This window comes from Streptomyces sp. NPDC059909 (assembly GCF_042730885.1).
Lineage (GTDB): Bacteria > Actinomycetota > Actinomycetes > Streptomycetales > Streptomycetaceae > Streptomyces.
In genome coordinates this window covers 182,219-207,702 of the sequence record NZ_JBHWKX010000002.1, presented here as the reverse complement: position 1 = coordinate 207,702, position 25,484 = coordinate 182,219, and the positions used below count along the sequence as shown (strand labels likewise).

Below are 25,484 nucleotides of genomic sequence, written 5' to 3'. Positions count from 1 at the left end.
TCGTCGTCCACAGATCCTGTCACGCGCCACCCACAGCGGGTTCCCGCCCACCGCCGTGAGCGGCATTGTCGGTGGTCCGTGGCAGGATCGTGTGCGTGGCTGAGACAGCATCGAAGAAGACCCCAGACGAAAACCGTCCGCGCCTGCTCCTCATGGACGGGCACTCCCTGGCGTACCGGGCGTTCTTCGCTCTGCCCGCGGAGAACTTCTCGACCGCGAGCGGCCAGACGACCAACGCCGTCTACGGCTTCGCGTCGATGCTGGCGAACACGCTGCGCGACGAAGCGCCCACGCACTTCGCCGTGGCCTTCGACGTGTCCCGCAAGACCTGGCGCTCCCAGGACTTCCCGGAGTACAAGGCGAACCGCTCCTCGACCCCCGACGAGTTCAAGGGCCAGGTCGAGCTGATCGGCGAGCTCCTGGACACCATGAACGCGGAGCGGTTCGCCGTGGACGGCTTCGAGGCCGACGACATCATCGCCACGCTCGCCACCCAGGCCGAGGCCGCCGGCTTCGAGGTGCTGATCGTCACCGGAGACCGCGACTCCTTCCAGCTGGTCTCCGACCATGTGACCGTGCTGTACCCGACGAAGGGCGTCTCCGAGCTGACCCGCTTCACGCCGGAGAAGGTCCAGGAGAAGTACGGACTGACCCCGCAGCAGTACCCGGACTTCGCCGCCCTGCGCGGCGACCCTTCCGACAACCTGCCGGGCATCCCCGGCGTCGGTGAGAAGACCGCCACGAAGTGGATCAACCAGTTCGGCTCGTTCGCGGAGCTGGTGGAGCGCGCCGACGAGGTCAAGGGCAAGGTCGGCCAGGCCCTGCGCGACCATCTGGAGTCGGTCAAGCTCAACCGTCACCTCACCGAGCTGGTGCGCGACGTCGAGCTGCCCAGGTCCGTCGCCGATCTCGAGCGCGCGCCGTACGACAGGACGGCGCTGAAGGGCTTCCTGGAGGTCCTGGAGATCCGCAACCCGAGCCTGCGGGAGCGTCTGCTCGCCGTCGACCCGGGCGCGGAGGAGTCCGAGGCCCCGGCCCCGGAGGCTGGAGTCGAGCTGGACGGCACCGTGCTGGGCGCCGGCGAGCTGGCCTCCTGGCTGGAGCGGCACGGCGGGCAGCCGCTCGGTGTGGCCACCGTCACCTCCTGGGCGCTGGGCGTCGGCAACGTCAGCGAGATCGCGCTGGCGGCCGCTGGGGGTACCTCCCATGCCGAAGGCCATGGGGGAGGAGCCGCGGCCTGGTTCGACACGACCCAGCTCGACGAGTCCGACGAGCGTGCCTTCTCCGCCTGGATCTCCGACGCGGACCGGCCCAAGGTCATGCACGGCGCCAAGGACGCGCTGCGTGTCTTCCCCGAGCACGGCTGGGACATCGCGGGCATCGCGATGGACACCGCGCTCGCCGCGTACCTGGTCAAGCCGGGCCGCCGCTCCTTCGCGCTGGACGCCCTCTCCGTGGAGTACCTCCACCGGGAGCTGGCGCCCGCCGCCGCCGACGGGCAGCTGGCCTTCGGCACCGACGAGCAGGCCGAGGCCGATGCCCTGATGGCCCAGGCCCGTGCGGTCCTCGACCTGGGCGACGCGTTCGGCGAGAAGCTGAAGGGGGTCGGCGCGGAAGGGCTGCTGCACGACGTGGAGCTGCCCACCTCCCTGCTGCTGGCCCGGATGGAGCGGCACGGCATCGCGGCCGACCGCGCGCATCTGGAGGCGATGGAGCAGCAGTTCGCGGGTGCCGTGCAGCAGGCCGTGAAGGAGGCGCACGCCTCCGTGGGCCACGAGTTCAATCTGGGCTCGCCCAAGCAGCTCCAGGAAGTCTTCTTCGGTGAGCTGAACCTCCCCAAGACCAAGAAGACCAAGACCGGTTACACGACGGACGCCGACGCCCTGGCCTGGCTGGCCGGGCAGACCGACCACGAGCTGCCGGTGATCATGCTGCGCCACCGCGAGCAGGCCCGGCTGCGCTCCACGGTCGAGGGTTTGATCAAGACGATCGCGGCGGACGGCCGGATCCACACGACGTTCAGCCAGACGGTCGCGGCGACCGGACGCCTGTCCTCGACCGACCCCAATCTGCAGAACGTGCCGGTGCGCACGGACGAGGGGCGGGCGATCCGGCGCGGGTTCGTGGTCGGTGAGGGCTTCGAGGCCCTGATGACCGCGGACTACAGCCAGATCGAGCTGCGTGTCATGGCCCATCTGTCCGAGGACGAGGGCCTGATCGAGGCGTTCACCTCGGGTGAGGACCTGCACACGACGGTGGCCTCCCAGGTCTTCGGCGTCGAACGGTCGGCGGTCGACGCGGAGATGCGGCGCAAGATCAAGGCCATGTCGTACGGACTGGCGTACGGCCTGTCGGCCTTCGGACTCAGCCAGCAGCTGAACATCGAGGCGGCCGAGGCGCGGGCGCTGATGGACACGTACTTCGAGCGCTTCGGCGGGGTCCGCGACTATCTGCGGCGCGTCGTGGACGAGGCGAGGGCCACGGGGTACACGGCGACGATGCTCGGCCGCCGCCGCTACCTGCCGGACCTGAACAGCGACAACAGGCAGCGCCGTGAGGCCGCCGAGCGCATGGCGCTCAACGCGCCGATCCAGGGCACCGCCGCGGACATCGTCAAGGTCGCGATGCTGCGGGTGGACGGCGCGTTGAGGGAGGCGGGGCTCAGGTCCCGGATGCTGCTCCAGGTCCACGACGAAATCGTCCTGGAACTCGCGCCGGGCGAGCGCGCCCAGGTCGAGGAGATCGTGCGCCGTGAGATGTCGGCGGCGGTCGAGCTGAGGGCGCCGCTGGATGTGTCGGTGGGGGTGGGCGCGGACTGGGAGTCGGCGGCGCACTGATTCTTTGACGGGGGTTCTTTGACGGGAAGCTGACAGCCTCCGTCGGCCCGCGCCGGGGGTGGCCGGTGCGGGGTGCCTCCGGCGGGGTGCGGGGTTCGCTGTGCCCGGTGCCATGGGGCTGCCCGGCACGCCCATTGACCCAGCCCGTCCGGCGTTTGAGGACGGACACACCGGCCGCCCGCACGGCACCGGACGCGCGCCCCGTACCGGGCACCCCCGTCACACCACGTGGTCCGCGCGGCCGGCGTCGGGGACCGCCGTCGTGGAGCGGCGCTTCCGGAGCCGGGCGACGGTCCCGTACAGCACCAGCCCCACGGCCAGCCCCGCACCCGCGCCGAAGCACGCGGTCGGGATGATGTCGAGCGGCGTCTCGATGCGGCCCCAGTACTGGTACCAGCGCACGCACCGGTGGACGATCCCCGCGAGCACGCACACCGCGAGCACCGCCACGGCCGCCCGCCGCTCCGCGCGGCCGAGCACCGGCACCGACGCGGGCGGCGGTGTCGTCGCCGGAAGCCGCCTGAACGCCGTCGCCGTGAACCACACCATGCCGACGAGGCCCAGCACCGAACTCCCGTACTGCGTGTACGTGTAGAGGGGGAAGCCGGCCACGACTTCGCCCAGCACGGGCAGCAACTGCACGCCCCAGCGGTCGAAATGGGTGAAAGCGTCCCAGACCACATGCGTTGTCGCGCCGAGCACCGCGGATACGTAGAACCAGAGCGCCACGGCCCTGAACGGCCGTTCACGCCAGGCGCGCCCCCGCAGCAGCGCGTGCACCCGCCCCTGCCGGCCGAGCGGGAGCAGCGCCACCAGCGGGTCACGGATCGTCAGCCAGAGCCCCACGAGCGCCGCGGTGATGGCGACATCCACCGTCAGGACGCCGAGCGGTCCGTGCGTCAGGTCCCCGAGCTCCATGGCCCCTGGCAGAACACTCGCCGCGAAGTACGTCATATCCGGCGAGAACGCCCCCGCGACGAGCGCCGAACCGACCAGCCGACCACGGGCCGTACCGTTTCTGCGCAGGGCCGGCAGCACCGCCGCGGCATGGCTGAGTGTGAACGGCATGACGTGCCCCCCGTGCGACCGACGTCGAAGAATGCCGTCCAGTATGCGTGACGCCGTCCGTCCGCCAGGCGAACAGGCTGTTCCGCAGGCCGCTCGCCGCACGCGGGATGACCGCTCGGTGAACAACACGGAAGAGCGGCCGGGGGGCCGGTGTTACGCGGCCGGGAGTTGCCGTAGTGTCACCTGAGTCATTGCGCGGGGAGCGCGAACATCCGTCGATGGGGAGGGAACAGACGTATGGCAGCGCAATTCGGCCGCCGGCTGCGCAGGGGGGCGACGACCACCGCGGTGGCCGCGGCCGCGGTGGCCGCGCTCTCCGCGTCACAGGCGCCGGGTGTCACGTCGGCCGCCTCCGGAGGTGACGGGAACGCGGCCGGGTCCACCACCCCGCCCGATTCGGCCACCGGCAACTCCCCGTACTACACCGATCTCCCCCCGCTCAACACGCCGAACAAGCCGGGCACTTCCGTCGACCTGCCCGTGGTGACGGGTCCGGCAGAAGCGGGCATACCGGCCACGGTCCTCGCCGCGTACAAGCAGGCCGAGACGGCGCTGGCGGCCTCCGACCCCGCCTGCCGCCTCCCCTGGCAACTGCTCGCCGCGATCGGCAAGGTCGAGTCGGGCCAGGCGCGCGGCGGCCGTGTCGACGCCAACGGCACGACGACGTCCCCGATCCTCGGCCCGGTCCTCAACGGGGTCGGCTTCGCCAACATCTCCGACACCGACAACGGTGCGTACGACGGCGACCGCACCCACGACAGGGCCGTCGGGCCGATGCAGTTCATCCCGTCCACCTGGGAGACCTGGGGTCAGGACGCCAACAACGACGGCCGCAGGGACCCGAACAACATCTACGACGCGGCCCTCGCGGCCGGCAAGTACCTGTGCGCCGGCGGTCGCGACCTGTCCCGGCAGGCCGATCTGGACCGGGCGATCCTGAGCTACAACCACTCGCAGGAGTACCTGCGGACGGTGCTGTCGTGGTTCGAGTACTACAAGCGCGGCAGCCACCAGGTCCCGGACGGTACGGGCATCCTGCCGGCCGACCGCAGCGACGGCGGCACCGGAGCGAACCCCACGCCGACCGCCCCCGTCACGCCGGGGCCCACCAGCCCCGGCCTGCCCAGCGGCACGCCCACCCCGACACCGCCCCCCACGACGACCCCGCCGCCGAAGCCCGGCACGCCCACCCCGACGCCGCCCCCCACGACGACTCCGCCGCCCATCCTGGGTGTCGCGCGCGTCGAGGACGCGGGCAGCGGGCCGCTCACCGCCTTCACGGGCACGGAGTTCGCCGAGCGCGTCAAGGTCCGTGCCGAGAACCGCAACGGCGGCGGTGTCGCCAGGACGACGCTTGCCTTCGAGATCGTCGGTGACACCGACGCCCGCTTCGCCGACGGCAGCACCAAGGCCGTCGTCGTCACCGGAGCCGACGGACTGGCCGTCGCCCCGGTCCTGCGCGCGGGCGAGAAGACCGGCGACTTCACGGTCCGGGTCACCATCCCCGGCCGTAGCCTGCCCGGGCTCGACTACACCGCGAGCGTCACCCCGCGCCAGGCGGACGCACTGGCCAGGACCGCCGACAAGGAGCTGACGGCCGCGCCCGGCGCCGAGTTCGCCGACGCGGTCGAGGTCAAGGCGACGTTCAAGGGCGCCGCGGCCGCCGGTGTCGCGGTCACCGCCACCCTGATCACCGCCGCGGACGACCCGGCCGAGAACACCAAGGGCCCGTACTTCAAGGACGCGGAGGGCAACCCGGTCCGCACGCTCGCCGACCTGAAGACCGACGCGAACGGCGCCGTCGTCCTCCCGAAGCTCTACGCCGACGACCAGACCGGCACCTTCCTGCTCCGCCTCACCGCCCCGGGCGGTGCCACCCTCACCCTCGACCTGAAGGTCGCCGCCCCGCCGGCGGCCTAGCAGGACCGGATCGCGCTCAGCGCCCCGCACCGTGGTCATCACGGTGCGGGGCGCTGAGCGTTCATGGGCCGCCGGCCGGCGGGCCTGCGGGTGCCGCAGCACGCGGCGTGCCCTCGACCCCGCGGCCGACGCCCGTGCCGGGAGGCCGGCCAGGGGGGCCGGGGCGGGCGGGGGAGCGCGGGGGAGCACCTGCCGGGCGGAACCGGGTACCCGGGTGCGGTGCAACGTGTTCTCATCTCGCGGCCGCGTTGCTACGGTGCCCCAGCCCCGACGCCCTGACGCCGTATCAGATCCGCATCCCCGGGAGGCCGACCTTGCGCGCCCTCGTCGCCGCCGCCATCGGGCTGGCCCCGGTGCTCCTCGTCATGCTGCTCATCGCGGTCCTCGACGTACCGCCCGGGGAGACCTCCCCCAAGCCGCTGTACACCACCGTCCCCGGCCCCAAGAAGTAGCGGGAGGACCAGCCGCCATGCGCCGCCGAGCCAGCCTCGTCCTCCTGGCCTTCGCCGTCTTCTTCGCCGCCTTGGCGCCGGTCCTGCGCTGGTACGCCTTCCCGCGGCTGGCCAAGATCCCGCCCAGCCAGTACCAGGAGATGGTGCTGGAGGCGAAGCCCGCGACCCTGCTGCAGTACGACACGATGCAGGCGAAAGAGGTCGAGAAGGTCACCATCGTCCAGACCCTCAAGGGCAACGTCGAGGAGTCCGAGAAGATCGAGCGCGACGCCGGCCGGGACGTCGTGGTCTGGGACTCGCTGTCGTACGTCCAGGGCCCCGACGGCAAGATGGTCTCCCAGATCCCCGAGCGCTACATTTTCGACGCCCACACCCAGGCGCCCGTGCACGCGACCGGCGAGACGGTCGACGGGGCCGCGGTGCGGCGCGAGGGCATCGAGTTCAAGTGGCCCTTCCTGACCGAGAAGCGGGACTACGAGTACTTCGACGCCCAGACCCGCACCTCAGCGCCCATCCACTACAAGGGCACGCGGACCTTCCGGGGCATGGAGGTCTACTACTTCGAGCAGACGATCCCGTGGACCAAGGTCGCGTACCCCAAGAAGATGCCGATGCCCGGCATCGACGCAACGACCCTGGAGAAGCAGACCGGCACCACCCGCTGGTACACCACCAAGCGGATGTTCTGGGTCGAGCCCGTCACCGGCGCGCCCGTCAACGGCGAGGAGATCCACACCGAGGAGCTGCGCGGCGGCTCCCTGCTGGGCGGCCGGGACAAGGTCACGGCGTTCTCCGGGCACGTGAAGATGCGCGAGGACTACGTCGACTTCACCGTCGACCTGGTCGCGAAGAACCGCACGACGGTGCTGCTCCTCGTCTCGTACCTGCCGTGGAGCTTCGTGACCCTGGGGCTCCTCCTCCTGGCGCTCTCCCTCTACCTGGAAGCGCGGTCCCGGCGGCCGGACGACCCGGTCGTCGAGCAGCGCGAGCCGGAGCCGGTCAGCGCTTGACCCCGCGCGTGGGCTCCGCCGTCGACGGGTCCTCGGGCCAGGGGTGCTTCGGATAGCGTCCGCGCAACTCCGCCCGTACGGACCGGTAGCCGTCACGCCAGAAGGACGCCAGATCGGCGGTGACGGCCGCGGGCCGCCCGGCGGGGGACAGCAGGTGCACGAGCACCGGCACGCCCGCGACGGCCGGGGTCGTGGACAGCCCGAACAGCTCCTGGAGCTTCACGGCCAGGACGGGCTGCTCGCCCGTGTAGTCGACCCGTATCCGCGAACCGCTCGGCACCTCGATGCGCTCCGGCGCGAGCTCGCCCAGCCGGACCGCGTCGCCGCTCGCCCACGGCAGCAGCCGCTGCAGTGCCTGCCCGGCGTCGATGCGGGCGAGGTCCGTCCGGCGGCGCGCCCGGGACAGCTCCGGCTCCAGCCACTCGCCGGAACGGTCCAGCAGGGCGCCGTCCGACACGTCCGGCCAGGGCGCGCCCAGCACCCGGTGCAGAAACGCCAGCCGCTGCCGCAGACCCTCCGCGTCCCGGGGCCAGGCGAGCAGCCCGAGCCCCTCGCGCCGCAGGCCCTCCAGCAGGGCGTCCCGTACGAGACCGGGACCCGGCTCCTTCAGCGGACGGACGGACAGCTCCACCGCACCCAGCCGCTCCACGCGCCGGGCCACCACGTCACCGCCCTCCCAGTGCACCTCCTCGCCCCTGCTCAGCAGGTGCGACGCGGCGGTACGCGCGGTGTCCTCGTCCACGACGGCGGCGAGCCGCACCCGCGCCGAGGCGGAGTGGGCGGGCCGGTCCGCGACGGCCACGGCCAGCCAGGGCGCACTCCGAAGCCGCGACCCCTCGCCCAGCTCGGCCCCGGTCCCGGAGGCCATCAGATACGCGGCATCGCCGCGGGCCCGTGCGACCCGCTCGGGGAAGGCGAGCGCGGTGACGAATCCCGCGACGGCGTCGTCGGAGAGATGGACCCCCTCGGGGCCGCGCCCCGGACCACGGGTCCCGAACGCCGGTGCGGCCGGCTGCGCGGGCTGCCCGGCTGCGCCCGGCATCCCCACTCCGGAGTCGCCGGGGGCCGGGTGCACGACACCTGGCCCGCCCCCGGCTTCGGCCGCGCGCGCCAGGCGCCCCGCCTCCGCCCTCCAGCGCGCCCCGTACGTGTCCCCGCCCCCGCGCGCGGAGCGCCACGCCGCTGTCAGGTCGTCGCCGTACTCCCGCGGCAGCTCCTCGCTCAGCAGGGCCACGACCTCCGCCGCGCGCCGGGTGCCCACCTCGGGAGCGCCGTCGATCAGGGCGCGGGCCAGCCGGGGGTGCAGGCCGAGACGGGCCATCCGGGCACCGCGGTCCGTGGCCCGGCCCGAGGCGTCGACCGCGCCGATCGCGGCCAGCACGGACCGGGCGGCCGCCATCGCACCGCCCGGGGGCGGGTCCAGCAGAGCGAGTCCTGACGCGTCCGGGTCACCCCAGCAGGCGGCCTGGAGGGCGAACGCGGTCAGGTCCGCGACCTGGATCTCCGGCGCGGGGAAGCGCGGCAGCCGTCCGTCCTCGGCCTGCGACCAGCAGCGGTACACGGCACCGGGCGCCTGGCGCCCGGCCCGGCCCGCGCGCTGGCGGGCCGCCGCCTGCGACGCCCGTACCGTCGTGAGCGACCCGATGCCGCGGGCGTGGTCGGTCCGCGGCTCCCGGGCCAGGCCCGAGTCCACGACGATCCGTACGCCCGGCACGGTCAGCGACGACTCCGCCACCGACGTGGCCAGCACGACCCGGCGCCCCGCGGCCGAACCGGCCAGCACCGCGTCCTGCACCGCCGCCGGTGCCCGCCCGTGCACCTGCAGGACCTCGGCGTCCACACCCGAGAGCAGTCCCGAGACCCGGGCGATCTCCCCGACCCCCGGCAGAAAACACAGCACGTCGCCCTCGCGCTCGGCCAGCGCCCGCCGCACCACCGACGCCACATGTGCCAGCAGTGCCGGGTCCACCCTCATTCCGTGCGGCGGCCGCACCGGGCGGGCCGGGGGAGCCCACACCACTTCCACCGGATGCGCGACGCCCTCCGCCTCGACCACCGGCGCGTCGCCCAGCAGCCGTGCCCAGCCCGCCGCGTCCGTCGTCGCCGACGCCGCCACCAGCCGCAGCTCGGGCCGCAGTGCCTCCCGTACGTCCAGCAGGAACGCCGCCACCGTGTCCGCGTCCAGATGCCGCTCGTGGCACTCGTCGAGGATCACCACGTCGACGCCCGCCAGCTCCTGGTCCCGCTGGAGCCGCTGCAGCAGCACACCGGTGGTGACCACCTCCACGACCGTCCCGCGCCCCACCGCACGCTCCCCGCGCACCGTGTACCCGACCCGCCCGCCGACCTTCTCGCCCAGCAGCCACGCCATCCGCTTCGCCGCCGCCCGCGCGGCGATCCGCCGCGGCTCGGCGACCACCACCCGCGCACCCCGCTCCGCCAGCGCCAGCGGCACCAGCGTCGTCTTCCCGGTCCCGGGCGGCGCGCACAGCACCGCGGCCCCGTGCCCGTCCAGTGCCCGCTCCAGCGCGGGCAGGGCCGTGCGGACGGGCAGCCCCGCCAGGACGTCCTCGCGGATCACGCTCCTGGTCCCTCCACCAGCCTTCGGCCGGAAGGACTCTCCATCTCGCTTCGCTCGCACACGAAGATCGCCGTTCCCGGGATCAGATTCCCCCGCAGCGGCGACCAGCCGCCCCATTCCTGGTTGTTCCAGGCCGGCCACTCCGGCTCCACCAGGTCGACCAGCCGGAAGCCGCCGGCCACCACGTCCCGTACCCGGTCGCCGATCGTCCTGTGGTGCTCCACATACACGGCCCGGCCCCGCTCGTCCTGTTCCACATAGGGGGTGCGGTCGAAGTACGAGGCCGCCACGCTCAGCCCCTCGGGGCCCGGCTCGTCGGGGAACGCCCAGCGGATCGGATGCGTGACCGAGAAGACCCACCGCCCGCCCGGCCGCAGGACACGCCGGACCTCGCGGAACACCTTCACCGGGTCCGACACGAACGGCACCGCGCCGTACGCCGAGCACGCCAGGTCGAAGGAGCCGTCCGCGAAGGGCAGCGCCCCCGCGTCCGCCTCCACGAGCGGGAAGCCGGTGCCGATGCGCAGCGCGTGCTGAAGCTGCCGGTGCGACAGGTCGAGGGCCACCGGCCGCGCGCCCTGCGCCGCCAGCCAGCGCGAGCACTGCGCCGCGCCCGCGCCGATCTCCAGCACGTCCCGTCCCGCGAGGGAGTCCGCGGGGCCCAGCAGCCGCGCCTCCGCCTCGTCCAGCCCCTCCGGGCCCCATACGAAGCGGTCGTCGCCCAGGAACGTTCCGTGCTCGCTCTGGTACTCGTCCGCGTTCCGGTCCCACCAGCCGCGGCTCGCCCGGCTGCTCTCCGCGTCCCCGGCGACACGCCGGGTGGCCTCGGGCTCCGCGTCGGGCTCGGTTTCCGGTGCGTACACCGTTGCTTCGGGTTCGTACTCTTGGATCATCTCGCCCGTCGTTGTACGTTGCTCAAGCCCCGCCCGGACGTGCAGCAGGCGTGTCGCCGACGTGTCGCGGACGAGCGAGGCGCGGCCATTGTGGCCTCGGGAAACCTTAGTTGTGCCGGTTATGGGCCGTTCCGCCCCGGGTGGGGGCCTTCGCGCATTGACCGTGCCCTGCCGTCCCCTTATGCTAAAGGTTGCGCTGCGGGCTTGCGCGCCTCAGACGGAGCAGGCCGCGCTCGCATCTGTTGTATGTCCCCTCGGTTTTCGAGGCGCCTTTCCTCTCGGGTCGGCGCTTCCTTGGCTGTCCGGCTTCTTCAGCTGCGATACGGGCTCTCGGCGTAGCAGTACCTACGACTTCAATGTCCGTACCGGAGCCCTTTCCCACATGACGAGCAGCACCGAGACCACCGCCACCACCCCGCAGGTTGCGGTCAACGACATCGGTAACGAGGAAGCCTTCCTCGCCGCGATCGACGAGACGATCAAGTACTTCAACGACGGCGACATCGTCGACGGCGTCATCGTGAAGGTCGACCGGGACGAGGTCCTGCTCGACATCGGTTACAAGACCGAAGGTGTCATCCCGAGCCGCGAGCTCTCGATCAAGCACGACGTCGACCCGAACGAGGTCGTGGCCGTCGGCGACGAGATCGAGGCCCTGGTCCTCCAGAAGGAGGACAAGGAAGGCCGCCTGATCCTCTCGAAGAAGCGCGCCCAGTACGAGCGTGCCTGGGGCACCATCGAGAAGATCAAGGAAGAGGACGGCATCGTCACCGGTACCGTCATCGAGGTCGTCAAGGGTGGTCTCATCCTCGACATCGGCCTCCGCGGCTTCCTCCCGGCCTCTCTCGTCGAGATGCGCCGCGTCCGCGACCTCCAGCCGTACGTCGGCAAGGAGCTCGAGGCGAAGATCATCGAGCTGGACAAGAACCGCAACAACGTGGTCCTGTCCCGCCGCGCCTGGCTCGAGCAGACCCAGTCCGAGGTCCGCCAGACGTTCCTCACCACCCTGCAGAAGGGTCAGGTCCGCTCCGGCGTCGTGTCCTCGATCGTCAACTTCGGTGCCTTCGTGGACCTGGGTGGCGTCGACGGTCTCGTCCACGTCTCCGAGCTGTCCTGGAAGCACATCGACCACCCGTCCGAGGTTGTCGAGGTCGGCCAGGAAGTCACCGTCGAGGTCCTCGACGTCGACATGGACCGCGAGCGTGTCTCCCTGTCGCTGAAGGCGACGCAGGAGGACCCGTGGCAGCAGTTCGCCCGTACGCACCAGATCGGTCAGGTCGTCCCGGGCAAGGTCACGAAGCTCGTTCCGTTCGGTGCGTTCGTCCGCGTGGACGAGGGCATCGAGGGTCTGGTCCACATCTCCGAGCTGGCCGAGCGCCACGTCGAGATCCCGGAGCAGGTCGTCCAGGTCAACGACGAGATCTTCGTCAAGGTCATCGACATCGACCTCGAGCGTCGCCGGATCTCGCTGTCCCTGAAGCAGGCCAACGAGTCCTTCGGTGCCGACCCGGCGTCGGTCGAGTTCGACCCGACCCTGTACGGCATGGCCGCGTCCTACGACGACCAGGGCAACTACATCTACCCCGAGGGCTTCGACCCGGAGACCAACGACTGGCTGCCGGGCTTCGAGAAGCAGCGCGAGGAGTGGGAGCGCCAGTACGCCGAGGCGCAGCAGCGCTTCGAGCAGCACCAGGCGCAGGTCATCAAGTCCCGCGAGGCCGACGAGGCCGCTGCTGCCGAGGGTGGCGCCGCCGCTCCGGCCGCCGCGCCGCAGGGCGGTTCGTACTCCTCGGAGTCGGACGACACCTCCGGCGCCCTGGCGTCGGACGAGGCCCTGGCCGCGCTCCGCGAGAAGCTGGCCGGCGGCCAGAGCTGATGGCTCACCGCTAGTCCGTAGCTCATAGCCGAGGCCCGCTCCCCATCGGGGAGCGGGCCTCGGTCATGTCCGGAGGCGGCCGGCCTCAAGCGGCCGGCCTCAAGGGGGGCGGGCGGGACTCAGGGGGTCACGGGAATGTTGGTCAGGCCGTTGCCGCCGGTGACCGTATTGCTCGCGTGGACCGTCGTCGGGCAGCTGCCGCTGTGGTTGGTGACGTTGATGGCCAGCCGGCCGGAGCCGGTCGCGCCGGTCAGATCGGAGTGGTTGCCGCGGAAGACCGTCCCGCAGCCCCAGCCGCTCTGCTGGGTGTGGGTCTCGAAGCCGTTGTTCGTGGTGTTCGTGCCGGTGTTGTTCTCGACGAGGACGTCGTTGCCCTTGATGTCGACCCACGAGTCGTCGAAATTGGCGCCGGTCAGCCCGCGGCCGTCGAACGTGTTGCCGATGATCTTCGCTCCGGTGGTGCCCTCCTTGATGTCGACGCTCTCGCCGCCGACGTCAGGACCGATGGTGTTGCCGAGGATCTGTACGTTGTCGCTCCTGTCGGAGGTTCCGCCGGCCGAGCCGACGTAGACGCCCTCTCCCATGCCGCGGCCGTCGTTGCCGGTGTCGTAGATCCGCGAGTTCCTGATGACGCCGTTGCGGCTGGACGTGCGGAAGTGGACGCCCTCCATGTCCAGGCCGTGCACGGTCACGGAGTCGATGACGACACCGTCGGCGGCGTCCATCATGATCCCCTTCTGGCCGCCGGTGACCGTGATGCCCTGGACGGTCCAGTACGAGGCGCCGTTGAGGTGGAGACCGTAGCCGCCGCCGGCCGTCAGCACGGCCCTGGACGAGCCGGTGAGCGTGATACGGGAACTCGATGTGCCGTCGACCGTCGTCTTGAAGTTGCCGCTGTACGTGCCGTCCGCGAGGTGGATCGTGTCGCCGGGGACGGCCGCGGAGAGGGCGGCCTTCAGCTGGGTGGCCGTGGACACCTCGATGACGGTGGCTGCTCCGGCCGGCGGGGCGGGCAACACCAGTACGGCCGCCGCGAGCAGCGGCGCGGACAGCAGGGGGAGCAGGGTTCGGCTGCGCATGGGGTGCCTTCCCGTCGTGGGGTGGTGGGGTGAAGGTGCGAGCTTGCGAGCCCTCGTGTTCGCGCTCGTGTCACGTTCGCGTATGTGGATGCTGGGCGCGTTCGTGAACTTGAGCTGTCCGTGACCGTAGAGACGGGGTGTGAGCATGTCAAGGTCTGGACCAATGCGGCCGCGGTCGGGCGCAGTTGAGGGTCCGCCACCTTCGAGAAGGAACGTGCCTGAGGGGAATGCCGGTCCCGCTCGCGACGTTCTTCCCTACGGACACGAGGAGGAGCGGTAATCGTGCTTGATCCGCAGGGTTTGTACGAGTGGGAGCCGAAAGGCCTGGCCGTCGTCGACATGGCGCTCGCGCAGGAGTCGGCCGGACTGGTCATGCTGTACCACTTCGACGGATACATCGACGCGGGGGAGACCGGCGAGCAGATCGTCGAGAGCCTGCTGGACTCGCTTCCGCACCAGGTGGTCGCCCGCTTCGACCACGACCGGCTCGTGGACTACCGAGCGCGCCGCCCGCTGCTGACCTTCCGGCGCGACCGCTGGACGGGCTACGAAACCCCGGCTCTCGAGGTCCGGCTGGTCCAGGACGCCACGGGTGCGCCCTTCCTGCTGCTCTCCGGACCCGAGCCCGACGTCGAGTGGGAGCGCTTCGCGGTCGCCGTCCGGCAGATCGTCGAGCGTCTCGGCGTACGTCTTTCGGTCAACTTCCACGGCATCCCCATGGGTGTTCCGCACACCCGTCCGGTCGGCATCACCCCGCACGGCAACCGCACCGACCTGATGCCGGGTCACCGCAGCCCCTTCGACGAGGCCCAGGTGCCGGGCAGCGCGGAGTCGCTCGTCGAGTACCGGCTGATGCAGTCGGGCCACGACGTCCTCGGCGTCGCCGCGCACGTGCCGCACTATGTCGCCCGCTCCGCCTACCCCGATGCGGCGCTCACCGCCCTCGAGTCGATCACGGCCGCGACGGGTCTCGTCCTGCCGGGCGTCGCGCACGCCCTGCGCGCCCAGGCTCAGCGCACGCAGACCGAGATCGACCGGCAGATCGGCGAGGGCGACGAGGAGCTCGTGGCCCTGGTGCAGGGGCTCGAGCATCAGTACGACGCGGTCGCGGGCGCCGAGACGCGCGGCAGCCTGGTCGCCGAACCGGTGGATCTGCCCTCCGCGGACGAGATCGGGCGCGAGTTCGAGCGGTTCCTGGCGGAGCGGGAGGGCGACGCCTGACCGGCCGGGCCGGACTCCTGGCCGGGTGGACCCGATCCCCGGCCGACCGGGCCCGAGGCCTAAGCTTCCGCACATGCTGAAGGTGGGCCTGACCGGTGGAATCGGCGCCGGCAAGAGCGAGGTGTCGCGGCTGCTCGCGTCGTACGGAGCGGTGCTGATCGACGCCGACAAGATCGCACGAGAGGTCGTCGAGCCCGGGACACCCGGGCTGGCTGCCATCGTCGAGGCCTTCGGGCCCGAGGTCCTCGCCGCCGACGGCACCCTCGACCGGCCGAAACTCGGCTCGATCGTGTTCGCCGACGCCGGCCGCAGGGCCGAGCTCAACGCGATCATCCATCCCCTGGTCGGCGCACGCTCGGCCGAACTGGAGGCGGCGGCGGGTGCGGACGCCGTGGTGATCCACGACGTACCACTGCTCACCGAGAACCGGCTCGCCCCGCTGTACGACCTGGTCGTGGTGGTGGACGCGTCCTCCGAGACCCAGCTGGACCGGCTCGTACGCCTGCGCGGAATGAGCGAGTCCGACGCGCGGGCCCGCATGGCCGCCCAGGCCGGCCGCGAGGAGCGGCGCGCCATCGCCGACATCGTCATCGACAACGACGGACCGCTGGAGGCGCTGGAGCCGCAGGTCCGCAAGGTGTGGGCGGCCCTGACCGAACGCGTCGGCCGTTAGGACGCCGTACGGGGTCCGCCGTACGGCAGGCCACGGCGGCGTCTGTGCGCGACCATGGCTTCCGCCATGGATGCGGTGCGGATCGTCTTCGCGGGTTTCACCCTGATCGGGGGGCTCGTCACCCTGCTCGCCGGCGCGTACGGACTGCACCGGACCCGCCGGATCGCCGTGACGGGCCCCGTTGCCGTCGCCCTCGTCAAGCCCGCCGCCCCGGGCACGGACCGGCCGCTCCTCCAGTACGAGACCGAGGACGGCCGCGTCATGGAGCTCCCCGCTCCCGCTCCGCCGGGCCGCGGCCGGGCGCCGGTGCCGGGGTCCACCGTCCGGATCTCGTACGACCCCGGCGACCCGCGCGAGGTCGTCCTGCTCGGCCAGGGGGGCAGCCGTGCCGACCGGGGCTTCGTGGTGGCCGGTGCGCTGTTCGTCCTGGTCGGGCTGGCACTGGCTGTCACCGCGTTCTGATCATCGGAACAGTCCCGCCGTGCGGGATGTTGAATCCACCGATCGAGGGGAAGGATGGCAGCGTGCCCGAGACGAACCCGGAGACTCACGTCATTGATTTCCGCGCGGCCGAGCAGTTGCTCGCGGCCCGGGACCCGCGCGGCGCCATCAAGCTGCTCGACTCGGTCATCGCGGCGCATCCCGAGAGCGGAGCTGCCCGTCTGCTGAGAGCGCGCGCCTACTTCGCCGCTGCCCAACTGCGTGCGGCGGAGCGCGAATTCCAGCACATCGTGGACCGCGAGCCGGACAACGCGTTCGCCCACTTCGCGCTGGCCCGCACCTTCCAGCGGTCCGGCCGCCCGGACCAGGCTCTGCGGCACTTCCGGCTGGCCGCGGCGCTCGACCCCAAGCCGGAGTACCTGGAGGCGGCCCGGTTCGAGTCCTGATCCCGGTGCCTCGATGCCTCGGGCCTCGACGGCCGGCCAGGCAGCGCGGCCCCCGCCGCTACGGCGCCCGGGGCCTGGGACCTGGGGCGCGTGGTGGCCCGGGGCTGCGGTACGGCCTGTTGTCACCGTGGTCCGGTTCGTACGGCGGGATGTCGGGACCCGGCTGGTAGTGCGGCCCCTGATGGAGCCGGTGCACCACGATCATCAGATCCGCCGAAACGATCAGGCAGAGCACGGCGCAGGCGATCGCCCAGCCCGGCCGCTCCGCGAGCGCGAACACGGCCGTGCCCGCGACCGCCCACAGCAGTCCCCATACACTCAGCCAGAATCGCAGCCGGAGAGGACTGCGTGCTGTAGCCGGTTCACTCCCAGTGCGCATGGCAATCGCCGCCTTCTACTCCAGGATGTACCCGATTTCCGCCGGTTACGCCGCGCCGACGAGGTGGACCCGGCGAGCGAGCCGGGGAGCCGAGCCGTGCACGTACGATCCGACAGGTCCTGGCAGAGCGTGGCGGTCCGCCGCTCCCGCGTGCGGGGCTGCCTCCTGGGAGGTGCGATCGGGGACGCCCTCGGTAATCCGGTGGAGTTCCAGTCCCTTGCGGCGATCCGCCGCGAGCACGGGGAGCGCGGCATCACCGGCTTCGTACCGGACAGCGAGGGCGTCATCCGGACAGCGAGGGCGTCATCGGCCGGATCACGGACGACACCCAGATGACCCTCTTCACGGCCGAGGGGCTCATCCGCGCCGACGCCAGGGCGGTCGGCAAGGGGATCGGCGGCGCCGAGACCGCCGTCCTGCGGCACGCCTATCTGCGCTGGCTGGACACACAGAACCATCCCGCACTCCCGGCGCGAGCGCGGGGCACCCTCATGCGGACCGGCTGGCTGGGGGAGCAGCCCTTCCTGTACGCGCGGCGGGCGCCCGGAAACGCCTGTCTGACGGGGCTGGCCCAGGAGCATGTGTCCGATCCGGCGGGGGAGTTGGGCGGGCACGGCCCGGTCGACGCACAGTCCAAGGGCTGCGGCACGGTGATGCGCTCGGCGCCGTTCGGACTGGTGGGGGCAGCCCCGCGGGCCGCGTTCGAACCGCTCGTCGTCATCGCGTGGACGCGGCGGAACCGTACTGCCGAGCTCTTCGCCCTGGTCGGAGCGCGACTCTGACGCACAGCGCGCGGGACTCGTGCGGTGCAGCTCGCCGGTCGCAGTCATCGGCCCGTGGCCCCGGCCGGACATCCGGCCGGGGCCCTGTTGCGTACGGGCGCCGGCTCAGTGCACGAACGTGTAGCTGCGCCACGGCGGCGTGCCGGGAGCGATGTTGTCGAACAGCGTCGTCGGGATGTATGCCGATTGGCTCCCCGTACAGTTCGGCGTCGTGTACATGATCATGTCGATCATCGTGGCGTTCTCGACCCGGTGGGCACCGGACGGTGCGAGCCGGTGGCAGCCGTTCACGCCGGGGTTCAACACCTTGACGACCTTTTTGGCCTGGGTTTCGTAGATGACGGGGCCCACCGCGGTCCGGCCGAGGCCGGAACAGCCCGCGACGGCGAGGGTCAGGATCACTGCCCCGGCGGCGATGCCGGGACGCCGGAGATGGGACATGGCTGGTCCTCGTCTGTCGTGTGTCGTCTGTCGTCTGTCGTCGGCGGTTCACGTGGTTCACGTGGTTCACGTGGTTCACGTGGTTCACGTGGTTCACGTGGTTCACGTGGTTCACGTGGTTCACGTGGTTCACGTGGATCACGCGGTTCACGCGGCTCCGGACGTTCCGGACTCGTGCTCGCCACCCTGCCGGACTCCCGGCGGCACGGCACCCCACGTGCAGCCGCTCAGGGGATTCCGGACGCTCGACCGGGGGTCATGACAGGAATACCGTTGAATCACAGATCGAACCTCCCGAACGCGCGGACGGCAGGGGGTGCCGTGATGGTCGAAGAGCTGGTGGCGGCAGGCTTGGCGGCAGGATCCGCCTGCCTGGTCTACGGGCTGGCCGCGGCGAAGGTCGTCAAGCAGTACGAACGCGGTGTGGTGCTCCGCCTCGGGCGGCTGCGGAGCAAGGTGCGTGAGCCGGGGTTCACCATGATCGTTCCGATCGTGGACCGGATGCACAAAGTGAACATGCAGATCGTCACGATGCCCGTGCCCGCCCAGGAGGGCATCACGCGCGACAACGTCACGGTGCGCGTGGACGCCGTCGTGTACTTCAAGGTGGTGGACGCGGCCGACGCGATCATCAGGGTCGAGGACTACCGCTTCGCCGTCTCGCAGATGGCGCAGACCTCGCTGCGGTCGATCATCGGCAAGAGCGAGCTCGACGACCTGCTGTCCAACCGGGAGAAGCTCAACCAGGGCCTCGAGCTGATGATCGACAGCCCGGCCCTCGGGTGGGGAATCAGCGTCGACCGGGTGGAGATCAAGGACGTGTCCCTGCCCGAGACGATGAAGCGCTCGATGGCACGGCAGGCCGAGGCGGACCGGGAACGCAGGGCCCGGGTCATCAACGCCGACGCCGAACTGCAGGCGTCGAAGAAGCTGGCCGAGGCGGCGCACCAGATGGCCGATGCGCCGTCGGCCCTGCAACTGCGGCTGCTGCAGACCGTGATGGCCGTGGCCGCCGAGAAGAACTCCACGCTGGTGCTGCCCATCCCGGTGGAGCTGCTGCGCTTCCTGGAGCGGGGCGCGCAGGGCGCTCCGCAGGCCGGTTCGGAGGCTGCCGCACAGGCCGGCTCGGAGGCCGCACCGCAGGCCTCTCCGCAGCCCGTCGCATCGAGCGAACCCGGCGAACCGATCGGCGCGCCGGCCGAGCAGCGACAGGCGGCTCTGGAAGGGCCGGCAGGTACGGAGGGCCTCGAACTGCCGGGCTCGGAGGTGCCGGACGCGTCGGAGATCCCGTTGGAGCGTGAGGTGCACGCGCACGGCGTCGACGGCCACGGCGCGGCCGGCCGCAAGCCCGTCGACGAACCCAGCGAGCGGTAAAGGCGCAGGCCGGAGGCCGGTGGAGGGGCATTGTCAGACCCCGCCCGTATGGTCGTGGTTCCAAGGACTCGACCAATGGGAGGGGAGGTGCCCCCGCGCATGCTGCACGTCTGTGCCGCCGTGTTCGTACCGGCCGCGCTGCCCCGGGAAGGGCGGGTCGCCTTCTGGAGCCCGGACGGCGGTGCGCTTCCTGTCGGTGCGCTCCCGGTCGGGCAGAGCGGAGCCGTCGGGTCCGGCGGGGCGGCCGGGTCCGGGACGGCGGTCGACTTCGGCGAGGGCGCCGAGCTCGGTGAGCTGACGGTCGTGCGGCCGCACGGCAGCGGCGTGCGCAGCCGCACTGTCCCCGCACTGCTGCTGCCGGTCCCCGACGCCGTGCCCCTCCTCGTGCGCGCCCGGCACGACGCCGCGGCGCATCCCGCCACCGCGTGCTGGGGCGCCGCCGCCCTGCACGCCCTGCAGCTTGCCGCGCGCGGCAGACTCCTGCCCGGGCTGACCCCCGATGACCACGACGCCTGGCGGGCCGGCCCGCTGGACGCCGACGACATCGCCCATCTGCGTGCCATCGCCGCCGCCATGCCGTACGAGGCCCATGCCACCCCGCTGCCCGGCCTGCGCCCCCTCCAGCTGCCCGAGCCCGAGGCGCTGATCAGGTCGTTCCTGGATGCGGTCGCGGACACCCTGCCCCGCACGCCCGCCGCCGAGCACGCGGCGGGGCGGCCCTTCGCCGCGGTGGCCCCGCAGCATCTGCCGGGGGCCCGTGACTGGGCGGCGGAGGCCGCGGCCGGTATGGACGCGGGCGTGCGGATCTCGCTGCGCCTCGACCTGTCGGCGTACGAGCTGTTCGACATCGCGGAGGAGGGCGGGGCCGAGCGGCAGGCGGGCGCCGCGCTCGTCCAGGTGCACAGCCTCGCCGACCCGACGCTCGTGCTGGACGCGGCCCGGCTCTGGGTGGGCGACGGGGAGGAGCACTTCGGGCCGCGGGCCCGTATCGACGCCGTGCTCGCGCTGCGCCGGGCCGCCCGGGTATGGCCCCCGCTCGGGCGCCTCATGGAGCGCGACGTCCCCGACGTGCTTCCGCTCACCGAGGACGAGCTCTACGAGCTACTGGGCGAGGCCGCCGCCCGGCTCGGCGCGGCGGGTGTGACCGTGCACTGGCCCAAGGAGCTGGCGAGGACGCTCAGCGCGGCCGCTGTCGTGCGCGCGCCCGCGCCCGGCTCCGCCACGGACGGCACGCCGTTCTTCGACAGCGAGCAGCTCCTCAGGTTCAACTGGCAGCTGGCCCTGGACGGGGATCCGCTCACCGAGCGCGAAATGGACGCACTGGCCGAGGCGCACCGCCCGATCGTCCGGCTGCGCGACCAGTGGGTCGTGGTCGATCCCGATCTCGTCCGCAAGGCGCGCAAGCGGGAACTCGGGCTCCTGGAGCCGGTGGACGCGCTGGCCGTGGCGCTCACCGGCGCCGCCGAAGTGGACGGCGAGACGGTCGAGGCCGTCCCCGAGGGTGCGCTGGCCGCGCTGCGCGACCGGCTCACCGAGGGCCCGGCCGCCCTCGCCCAGCCGGCCGGACTCGACGCCACCCTGCGCGACTACCAGCTCCGCGGCCTCGGATGGCTGGACCTGATGACCTCGCTCGGCCTCGGCGGCTGCCTCGCCGACGACATGGGCCTCGGCAAGACCGTCACGGTCATCGCGCTCCATCTGCACCGCGCCGAGCGCCGCGGGCGCACGACGCCCACCCTGGTCGTCTGCCCGGCCTCGCTGCTCGGCAACTGGCAGCGGGAGATCGCCCGTTTCGCGCCGGGCGTGCCCGTGCGCCGTTTCCACGGCGCCGAGCGCTCCCTCGACGGCGTCCATGTGCCCGGCGACCGCCCCGGCTTCGTCCTCACCACGTACGGCACGATGCGCACGAGCGCCGCCGACCTGGCGGCGCGGGACTGGGGCATGGTCGTCGCGGACGAGGCCCAGCACGTCAAGAACCCCTTCTCCGCCACCGCCAGGGCGCTGCGCACCATCCCCGCCCCCGCGCGCGTGGCGCTCACCGGCACCCCCGTCGAGAACAACCTGTCAGAGCTGTGGTCCCTCCTCGACTGGACCACGCCCGGACTGCTCGGCCCGCTCAAGTCCTTCCGTGCCCGCCACGCCCGCGCCGTCGAGAACAGTGAGCACGTGGAGAACGAGGCGGCCGTCGAGCGCCTCTCCAGGCTCGTGCGTCCCTTTCTCCTGCGCCGCAGGAAGTCCGACCCCGGCATCGTGCCGGAGCTGCCGCCCAAGACGGAGTCCGACCACCCCGTGCCGCTCACCAGGGAGCAGGCGTCGCTGTACGAGGCGGTCGTGCGCGAGACCATGGCACAGATCGAGAGCGCCGAGGGCATCGCGCGCCGCGGTCTGGTCATGAAGCTGCTGACCTCGCTCAAGCAGATCTGCAACCACCCCGCGCAGTATCTGAAGGAGGACACCGGCCGCCTCGCCGCCCGCTCCGGCAAGCTCGCCCTGCTCGACGAGCTGCTCGACACGATCCTCTCGGAGGACGGCTCGGTGCTGGTCTTCACGCAGTACGTGTCGATGGCGCGCCTCATCGCAGGCCACCTCGAGGCCCGGGGGATCCCGTCCCAGCTGCTCCACGGGTCCACCCCCGTGCCGGAGCGGGAGCGGATGGTGGACCGCTTCCAGGCCGGCGAGATCCCGGTGTTCATCCTCTCCCTGAAGGCCGCGGGCACCGGACTGAACCTGACCCGTGCCGGCCATGTCGTCCACTACGACCGCTGGTGGAACCCGGCCGTGGAGGACCAGGCCACCGACCGGGCCTATCGCATCGGACAGACCCAGCCGGTGCAGGTCCACCGCCTCATCGCCGAGGGCACGGTCGAGGACCGCATCGCCGAGATGCTGCTCTCCAAGCGGGCGCTGGCCGACGCGGTGCTGGGCTCGGGGGAGAGGGCGCTGACCGAGCTCACCGACCGGGAGCTGGCCGATCTCGTCTCGCTGCGGAGGCCGACATGATCGCCCACCGCTCCGGGGCCGGGCGGCCGCGCCGGGACGGGCTGCGCAGGCCGGGCGACCGGCGGCGTACGTTCCCGCAGCTCGCACCACGGTCCGCCGACGAGTCGTTCGCCGCGTCCTGGTGGGGCAACGCATGGGTGGACGCGCTGGAGGACACGGCCCTCGACCCGGCCCGCCTCGCCCGCGGCCGCGCGTACGCCGGGCGGGGCCAGGTCGACGCGATCACCGTCACGCCCGGCCGGGTCACCGCGTACGTGCACGGGTCCCGCCCGCGCCCGTACCGCACGGACATCCGGCTGCGCACCCTCGGCGACGACGACTGGGACCGGCTGCTCGACATCGCGGCCGCCCGCCCCGACCACATCGCGGCCCTGCTCGACAAGGACGTCCCGCACGCGCTCGCGAACGCGGCGGACCTGCTGCCCGCCCCCGGCGATCTGATCCCCGACTGCTCGTGCCCCGACGACGGCTTCCCTTGCAAGCACGCGGCGGCTCTCTGCTACCAGACGGCGCGGATCCTCGACGAGGACCCGTTCGTGCTGTTCCTCATGCGCGGCCGCGGTGAACAGGAGATCCTCGCGGAGCTCACCCGGCGCAACGCCACCCGTTCCGCGGCCGAGCGGACCGCCGCGGAGGCGCACGGCACCCCGCCCGCCCTGGCGACCGTCCCCGCCCGCGACGCCCTCGCGCCGCGCACGCTGCCACCGCTCCCACCGCCGCTGCCCGTCCCCCCGCACCCGGGCCGCCCGCCGGTCTACCCGCAGGCGCCCGGCGCCCCCGACCCGCTCGCCCTCGATCTCCTGGCCACCGAGGCGGCGGCCCGCGCCCACACCACCCTCCGGACCGGCCGCGATCCCCTCGCGGGGCTCACCCCCTGGCAGGACGCGGTCCGGCTGGCCGCCGCCCATCCCGGTTCCGGACTCACCGCCTCCACCCGGGCGCTGTACACCGCGCTGGCCCGCGCGACCGACCGCACCCCGACGGACCTGGCCCGCGCCGTCGCCGCCTGGCGGCAGGGCGGCCTCGCGGGCCTGGCCGTCATGGAAGAGGCATGGGACCCGCCGGCCGGCCCCTTCGACCGGGCCCGACCCGCACTGGCCGCCGCCGACTTCCCGGACTTCCGGCCCTCGCGCAACCGTCTCTCCACCTCCGCGCTGCAACTGCGCCTGGGCCGCGACGGCTTGTGGTACGGCTATGAGTCGGACCCCGGGCGCGACGACTGGTGGCCCCGCGGCACCCCCGACGCGGACCCCGTCGGAGCGCTCGCCGCCCTGCTCGGCCGCTGACCGTACGCGCGGACGGCGGTACCCGGGCCGTGCCCCACGGACCGACGGCTGGACCGTGCGCCGGGGCGGACGCCCCGGTACCGCCCGGCCGTACCGGATGCCCCGTTAACGCACGGCCCGCACCGAGCAACCCGCACCGAACGCCCTGGACCGGATGCCCGTGGACACTCAGGAGCCAGAATGACCGGTGAGCACGCGAAGGACGGACCCGCCGATCTCGTCGTCGAGGGGTGCACCGCGCTCGTGCACGCGCAGGACGGCGGAATCCGATTCGAGGAGGACCGCGCCGTCGTCGTACGCGACGGGGCGATCGAGGCGGTCACCTCCGCCCGTGACGCGGCCCGGCTGCCGGCCCGCGAGCGCATCGACGCGCAGGGCCGGCCGGCCATGCCCGGTCTGATCAACTGCCATACGCACACCCCGATGGTGGCCCTGCGCGGCATCGCGGAGGACGTCCCGGTCGAGGAGTGGTTCAACGACTGGATCTGGCCCATCGAGAGCAACCTCACCGACGAGATCGTCGAGCTCGGCGCGCTGCTCGCATGTGCCGAGATGATCCGCGGCGGGGTCACCGCCTTCGCCGACCACTACTTCTCGATGGACCGGGTCGCCGCCGCGGTCGTACGGAGCGGTCTGCGGGCCAACCTCGGCTGGGCATACTTCTCCAGCCAGGGACCCGAAGGGCGCGAGCGTTCCCTCGACTTCGCCCTGCGCACGGCCGGAGGCGCCGGGGGCCGGATCACCACCTCACTCGCGCCCCACGCCCCGTACACCGTCGAGGACGCGGACCTGGCGGCCACGGCCGAGCTGGCGCGCGAGCACGGACTGCCCGTCCACCTCCATGCCGCCGAGAGCCGGGCGCAGACCGACAGCAGCCTCCAGCAGCACGGCCGCACGCCGATCGAGACCCTCCACCGCGCGGGCCTGCTCGACGTGGACGTCCTCATCGCGCACGGCACCGGCATCGTCGAGCGGGACCTGCCGGTGCTTCAGCGGGGCACAGGCCGCATCGGCATCGCGACCGCTCCCAAGGGCTACCTCAAGTTCGGTTGGGACACGACCCCCATCAGGGCGCTGCGTTCGATCGGCATCCCAGTGGGCCTGGCCACGGACGGGGCGGCGTCCAACAACACGCTGGACGTGTGGGAGAGCATGACGCTCACCGCGCTGGTGCAGAAGTCGACGGAGCGCGACCCGCGCTGGCTGACCGCCCGCCAGGCGCTCGACCACGCGACCACCCAGAGCGCGCTGGCCACGGGGCTGGGGGAGCGGGTGGGGGCGCTCGCGCCGGGGCGGCGCGCCGATCTGATCCTGGTGGACCTCACCGGCCCCCATGTGCGCCCGCTGCACGACCTCGCCACGGCGCTGGTCCTCAGCGCACGGTCCGCGGACGTGGTGACCACGATCGTCGACGGCCGCGTCCTGATGCGCGACCGGAAACTGCTGACGCTCGACGTCGAGGAGATCGTGAGCGAACTCGCCCGGCTGCTGCCTGAGTTGACGGACCGCGGACACGGGCGACGTATTCAGGAATACGATGCCGGGCTCGGCGGCGCAGGATGAGGGAGGTCAGCGCAATGAGGTGAACACCCGGACGGTGCAAGGAGGTTCGACGAACTGTCTCCTCGATCGGGTGAAAGGATTGTAGGCCATAACCTGATTGGCGCAATCGCGTTATTTCCGGTGCGGGTAAGTACCCGTGTTCATCCTCCGGAAGGCAGGAAC

General features: G+C 72.2%; 21 protein-coding genes. 15 read left to right on the top strand and 6 right to left on the bottom strand.

Annotation, left to right across the window (positions count from 1 at the left end):
* The first annotated feature begins 152 nt into the window (after positions 1-152).
* Positions 153-2,837, top strand: a complete 2,685-nt coding sequence (gene polA, locus ACFV9O_RS02975) for a DNA polymerase I (protein WP_385411786.1) — start codon at positions 153-155, stop codon at positions 2,835-2,837.
* 219 nt (positions 2,838-3,056) lie between these two features.
* On the opposite strand, the gene ACFV9O_RS02970 is transcribed toward polA, so the two are convergent.
* Entirely contained in the window at positions 3,057-3,905 is an 849-nt protein-coding gene (locus tag ACFV9O_RS02970) for a DUF4184 family protein (RefSeq protein WP_385411431.1), read from the bottom strand.
* A 237-nt stretch (positions 3,906-4,142) separates the two neighbouring features.
* Here ACFV9O_RS02970 and ACFV9O_RS02965 point away from each other — a divergent pair, with 237 nt between their 5' ends.
* The 3 genes from ACFV9O_RS02965 (at position 4,143) to ACFV9O_RS02955 (ending at position 7,287) form a co-directional block, all read left to right on the top strand.
* Positions 4,143-5,825: a lytic transglycosylase domain-containing protein gene (locus tag ACFV9O_RS02965; RefSeq protein ID WP_385411429.1), complete on the top strand. Its 1,683-nt coding sequence runs from the start codon at positions 4,143-4,145 to the stop codon at positions 5,823-5,825.
* A 314-nt stretch (positions 5,826-6,139) separates the two neighbouring features.
* The gene (locus ACFV9O_RS02960) at positions 6,140-6,277 is read left to right on the top strand and encodes an SPW_0924 family protein (RefSeq protein ID WP_385411426.1); all 138 of its coding nucleotides are present in this window, start codon (positions 6,140-6,142) and stop codon (positions 6,275-6,277) included.
* A gap of 17 nt (positions 6,278-6,294) precedes the next feature.
* On the top strand, positions 6,295-7,287 hold the full coding sequence (locus tag ACFV9O_RS02955; RefSeq protein WP_385411424.1) for a DUF3068 domain-containing protein: 993 nt from the start codon (positions 6,295-6,297) through the stop codon (positions 7,285-7,287).
* Here ACFV9O_RS02955 and ACFV9O_RS02950 read toward each other — a convergent pair.
* Both ACFV9O_RS02950 and ACFV9O_RS02945 read right to left on the bottom strand, forming a co-directional pair.
* Entirely contained in the window at positions 7,277-9,868 is a 2,592-nt protein-coding gene (locus ACFV9O_RS02950; RefSeq protein WP_385411421.1) for an ATP-dependent RNA helicase, read from the bottom strand. The two genes, ACFV9O_RS02955 and ACFV9O_RS02950, sit on opposite strands and share 11 nt — an antisense overlap.
* The gene (locus tag ACFV9O_RS02945; RefSeq protein ID WP_385411419.1) at positions 9,865-10,761 is read right to left on the bottom strand and encodes a class I SAM-dependent methyltransferase; all 897 of its coding nucleotides are present in this window, start codon (positions 10,759-10,761) and stop codon (positions 9,865-9,867) included. The genes ACFV9O_RS02950 and ACFV9O_RS02945 overlap by 4 nt, the downstream gene beginning before the upstream one ends.
* Before the next feature lie 382 nt (positions 10,762-11,143).
* Between ACFV9O_RS02945 and rpsA the strand changes: the two genes are divergently transcribed.
* Positions 11,144-12,637 (top strand): 30S ribosomal protein S1, encoded by a 1,494-nt coding sequence (gene rpsA / locus ACFV9O_RS02940; protein ID WP_385411417.1) that lies wholly within the window; start codon positions 11,144-11,146, stop codon positions 12,635-12,637.
* Positions 12,638-12,756: 119 nt separating this feature from the next.
* Here the strand turns inward: rpsA and ACFV9O_RS02935 are convergent, their stop codons facing one another.
* Positions 12,757-13,716, bottom strand: coding sequence for a right-handed parallel beta-helix repeat-containing protein (locus tag ACFV9O_RS02935; RefSeq protein WP_385411415.1), 960 nt, complete (start codon positions 13,714-13,716; stop codon positions 12,757-12,759).
* Between the two features lie 282 nt (positions 13,717-13,998).
* Between ACFV9O_RS02935 and ACFV9O_RS02930 the strand changes: the two genes are divergently transcribed.
* From ACFV9O_RS02930 to ACFV9O_RS02915, 4 genes are all read left to right on the top strand, one after another.
* Entirely contained in the window at positions 13,999-14,937 is a 939-nt protein-coding gene (locus ACFV9O_RS02930) for a PAC2 family protein (protein WP_385411413.1), read from the top strand.
* A 73-nt stretch (positions 14,938-15,010) separates the two neighbouring features.
* Positions 15,011-15,610 carry a dephospho-CoA kinase gene (gene coaE / locus ACFV9O_RS02925; protein WP_385411410.1) on the top strand — a complete coding sequence of 200 codons (600 nt, stop codon included), beginning with the start codon at positions 15,011-15,013 and terminating at the stop codon, positions 15,608-15,610.
* A gap of 54 nt (positions 15,611-15,664) precedes the next feature.
* On the top strand, positions 15,665-16,072 hold the full coding sequence (locus ACFV9O_RS02920; RefSeq protein WP_385411407.1) for a DUF3592 domain-containing protein: 408 nt from the start codon (positions 15,665-15,667) through the stop codon (positions 16,070-16,072).
* 62 nt (positions 16,073-16,134) lie between these two features.
* Positions 16,135-16,497 (top strand): tetratricopeptide repeat protein, encoded by a 363-nt coding sequence (locus tag ACFV9O_RS02915; protein ID WP_351225425.1) that lies wholly within the window; start codon positions 16,135-16,137, stop codon positions 16,495-16,497.
* 58 nt (positions 16,498-16,555) lie between these two features.
* Here ACFV9O_RS02915 and ACFV9O_RS02910 read toward each other — a convergent pair whose 3' ends face one another.
* Positions 16,556-16,876, bottom strand: coding sequence for a DUF6343 family protein (locus ACFV9O_RS02910; protein ID WP_385411405.1), 321 nt, complete (start codon positions 16,874-16,876; stop codon positions 16,556-16,558).
* 63 nt (positions 16,877-16,939) lie between these two features.
* On the opposite strand from ACFV9O_RS02910, the gene ACFV9O_RS02905 reads away from it, so the two are divergent.
* Complete coding sequence (locus ACFV9O_RS02905) at positions 16,940-17,212, top strand: ADP-ribosylglycohydrolase family protein (protein ID WP_385411403.1); 273 nt, start codon at positions 16,940-16,942, stop codon at positions 17,210-17,212.
* Complete coding sequence (locus ACFV9O_RS02900) at positions 17,209-17,658, top strand: ADP-ribosylglycohydrolase family protein (protein ID WP_385411401.1); 450 nt, start codon at positions 17,209-17,211, stop codon at positions 17,656-17,658. Before ACFV9O_RS02905 ends, ACFV9O_RS02900 begins: the two co-directional genes overlap by 4 nt.
* Positions 17,659-17,763: 105 nt before the next feature.
* Here the strand turns inward: ACFV9O_RS02900 and ACFV9O_RS02895 are convergent, their stop codons facing one another.
* Complete coding sequence (locus tag ACFV9O_RS02895; RefSeq protein WP_385411399.1) at positions 17,764-18,099, bottom strand: hypothetical protein; 336 nt, start codon at positions 18,097-18,099, stop codon at positions 17,764-17,766.
* A gap of 324 nt (positions 18,100-18,423) precedes the next feature.
* Here ACFV9O_RS02895 and ACFV9O_RS02890 point away from each other — a divergent pair, with 324 nt between their 5' ends.
* The 4 genes from ACFV9O_RS02890 (at position 18,424) to ACFV9O_RS02875 (ending at position 25,322) form a co-directional block, all read left to right on the top strand.
* On the top strand, positions 18,424-19,473 hold the full coding sequence (locus ACFV9O_RS02890) for a slipin family protein (protein WP_385411783.1): 1,050 nt from the start codon (positions 18,424-18,426) through the stop codon (positions 19,471-19,473).
* A gap of 99 nt (positions 19,474-19,572) precedes the next feature.
* Positions 19,573-22,473 carry a DEAD/DEAH box helicase gene (locus tag ACFV9O_RS02885; protein WP_385411396.1) on the top strand — a complete coding sequence of 967 codons (2,901 nt, stop codon included), beginning with the start codon at positions 19,573-19,575 and terminating at the stop codon, positions 22,471-22,473.
* A complete protein-coding gene (locus ACFV9O_RS02880) occupies positions 22,470-23,759 on the top strand; it encodes an SWIM zinc finger family protein (protein ID WP_385411394.1) in 1,290 nt (429 codons plus the stop codon). Before ACFV9O_RS02885 ends, ACFV9O_RS02880 begins: the two co-directional genes overlap by 4 nt.
* Before the next feature lie 180 nt (positions 23,760-23,939).
* Positions 23,940-25,322, top strand: coding sequence for an amidohydrolase (locus ACFV9O_RS02875; RefSeq protein ID WP_385411392.1), 1,383 nt, complete (start codon positions 23,940-23,942; stop codon positions 25,320-25,322).
* The last annotated feature ends 162 nt before the right edge of the window (positions 25,323-25,484 follow it).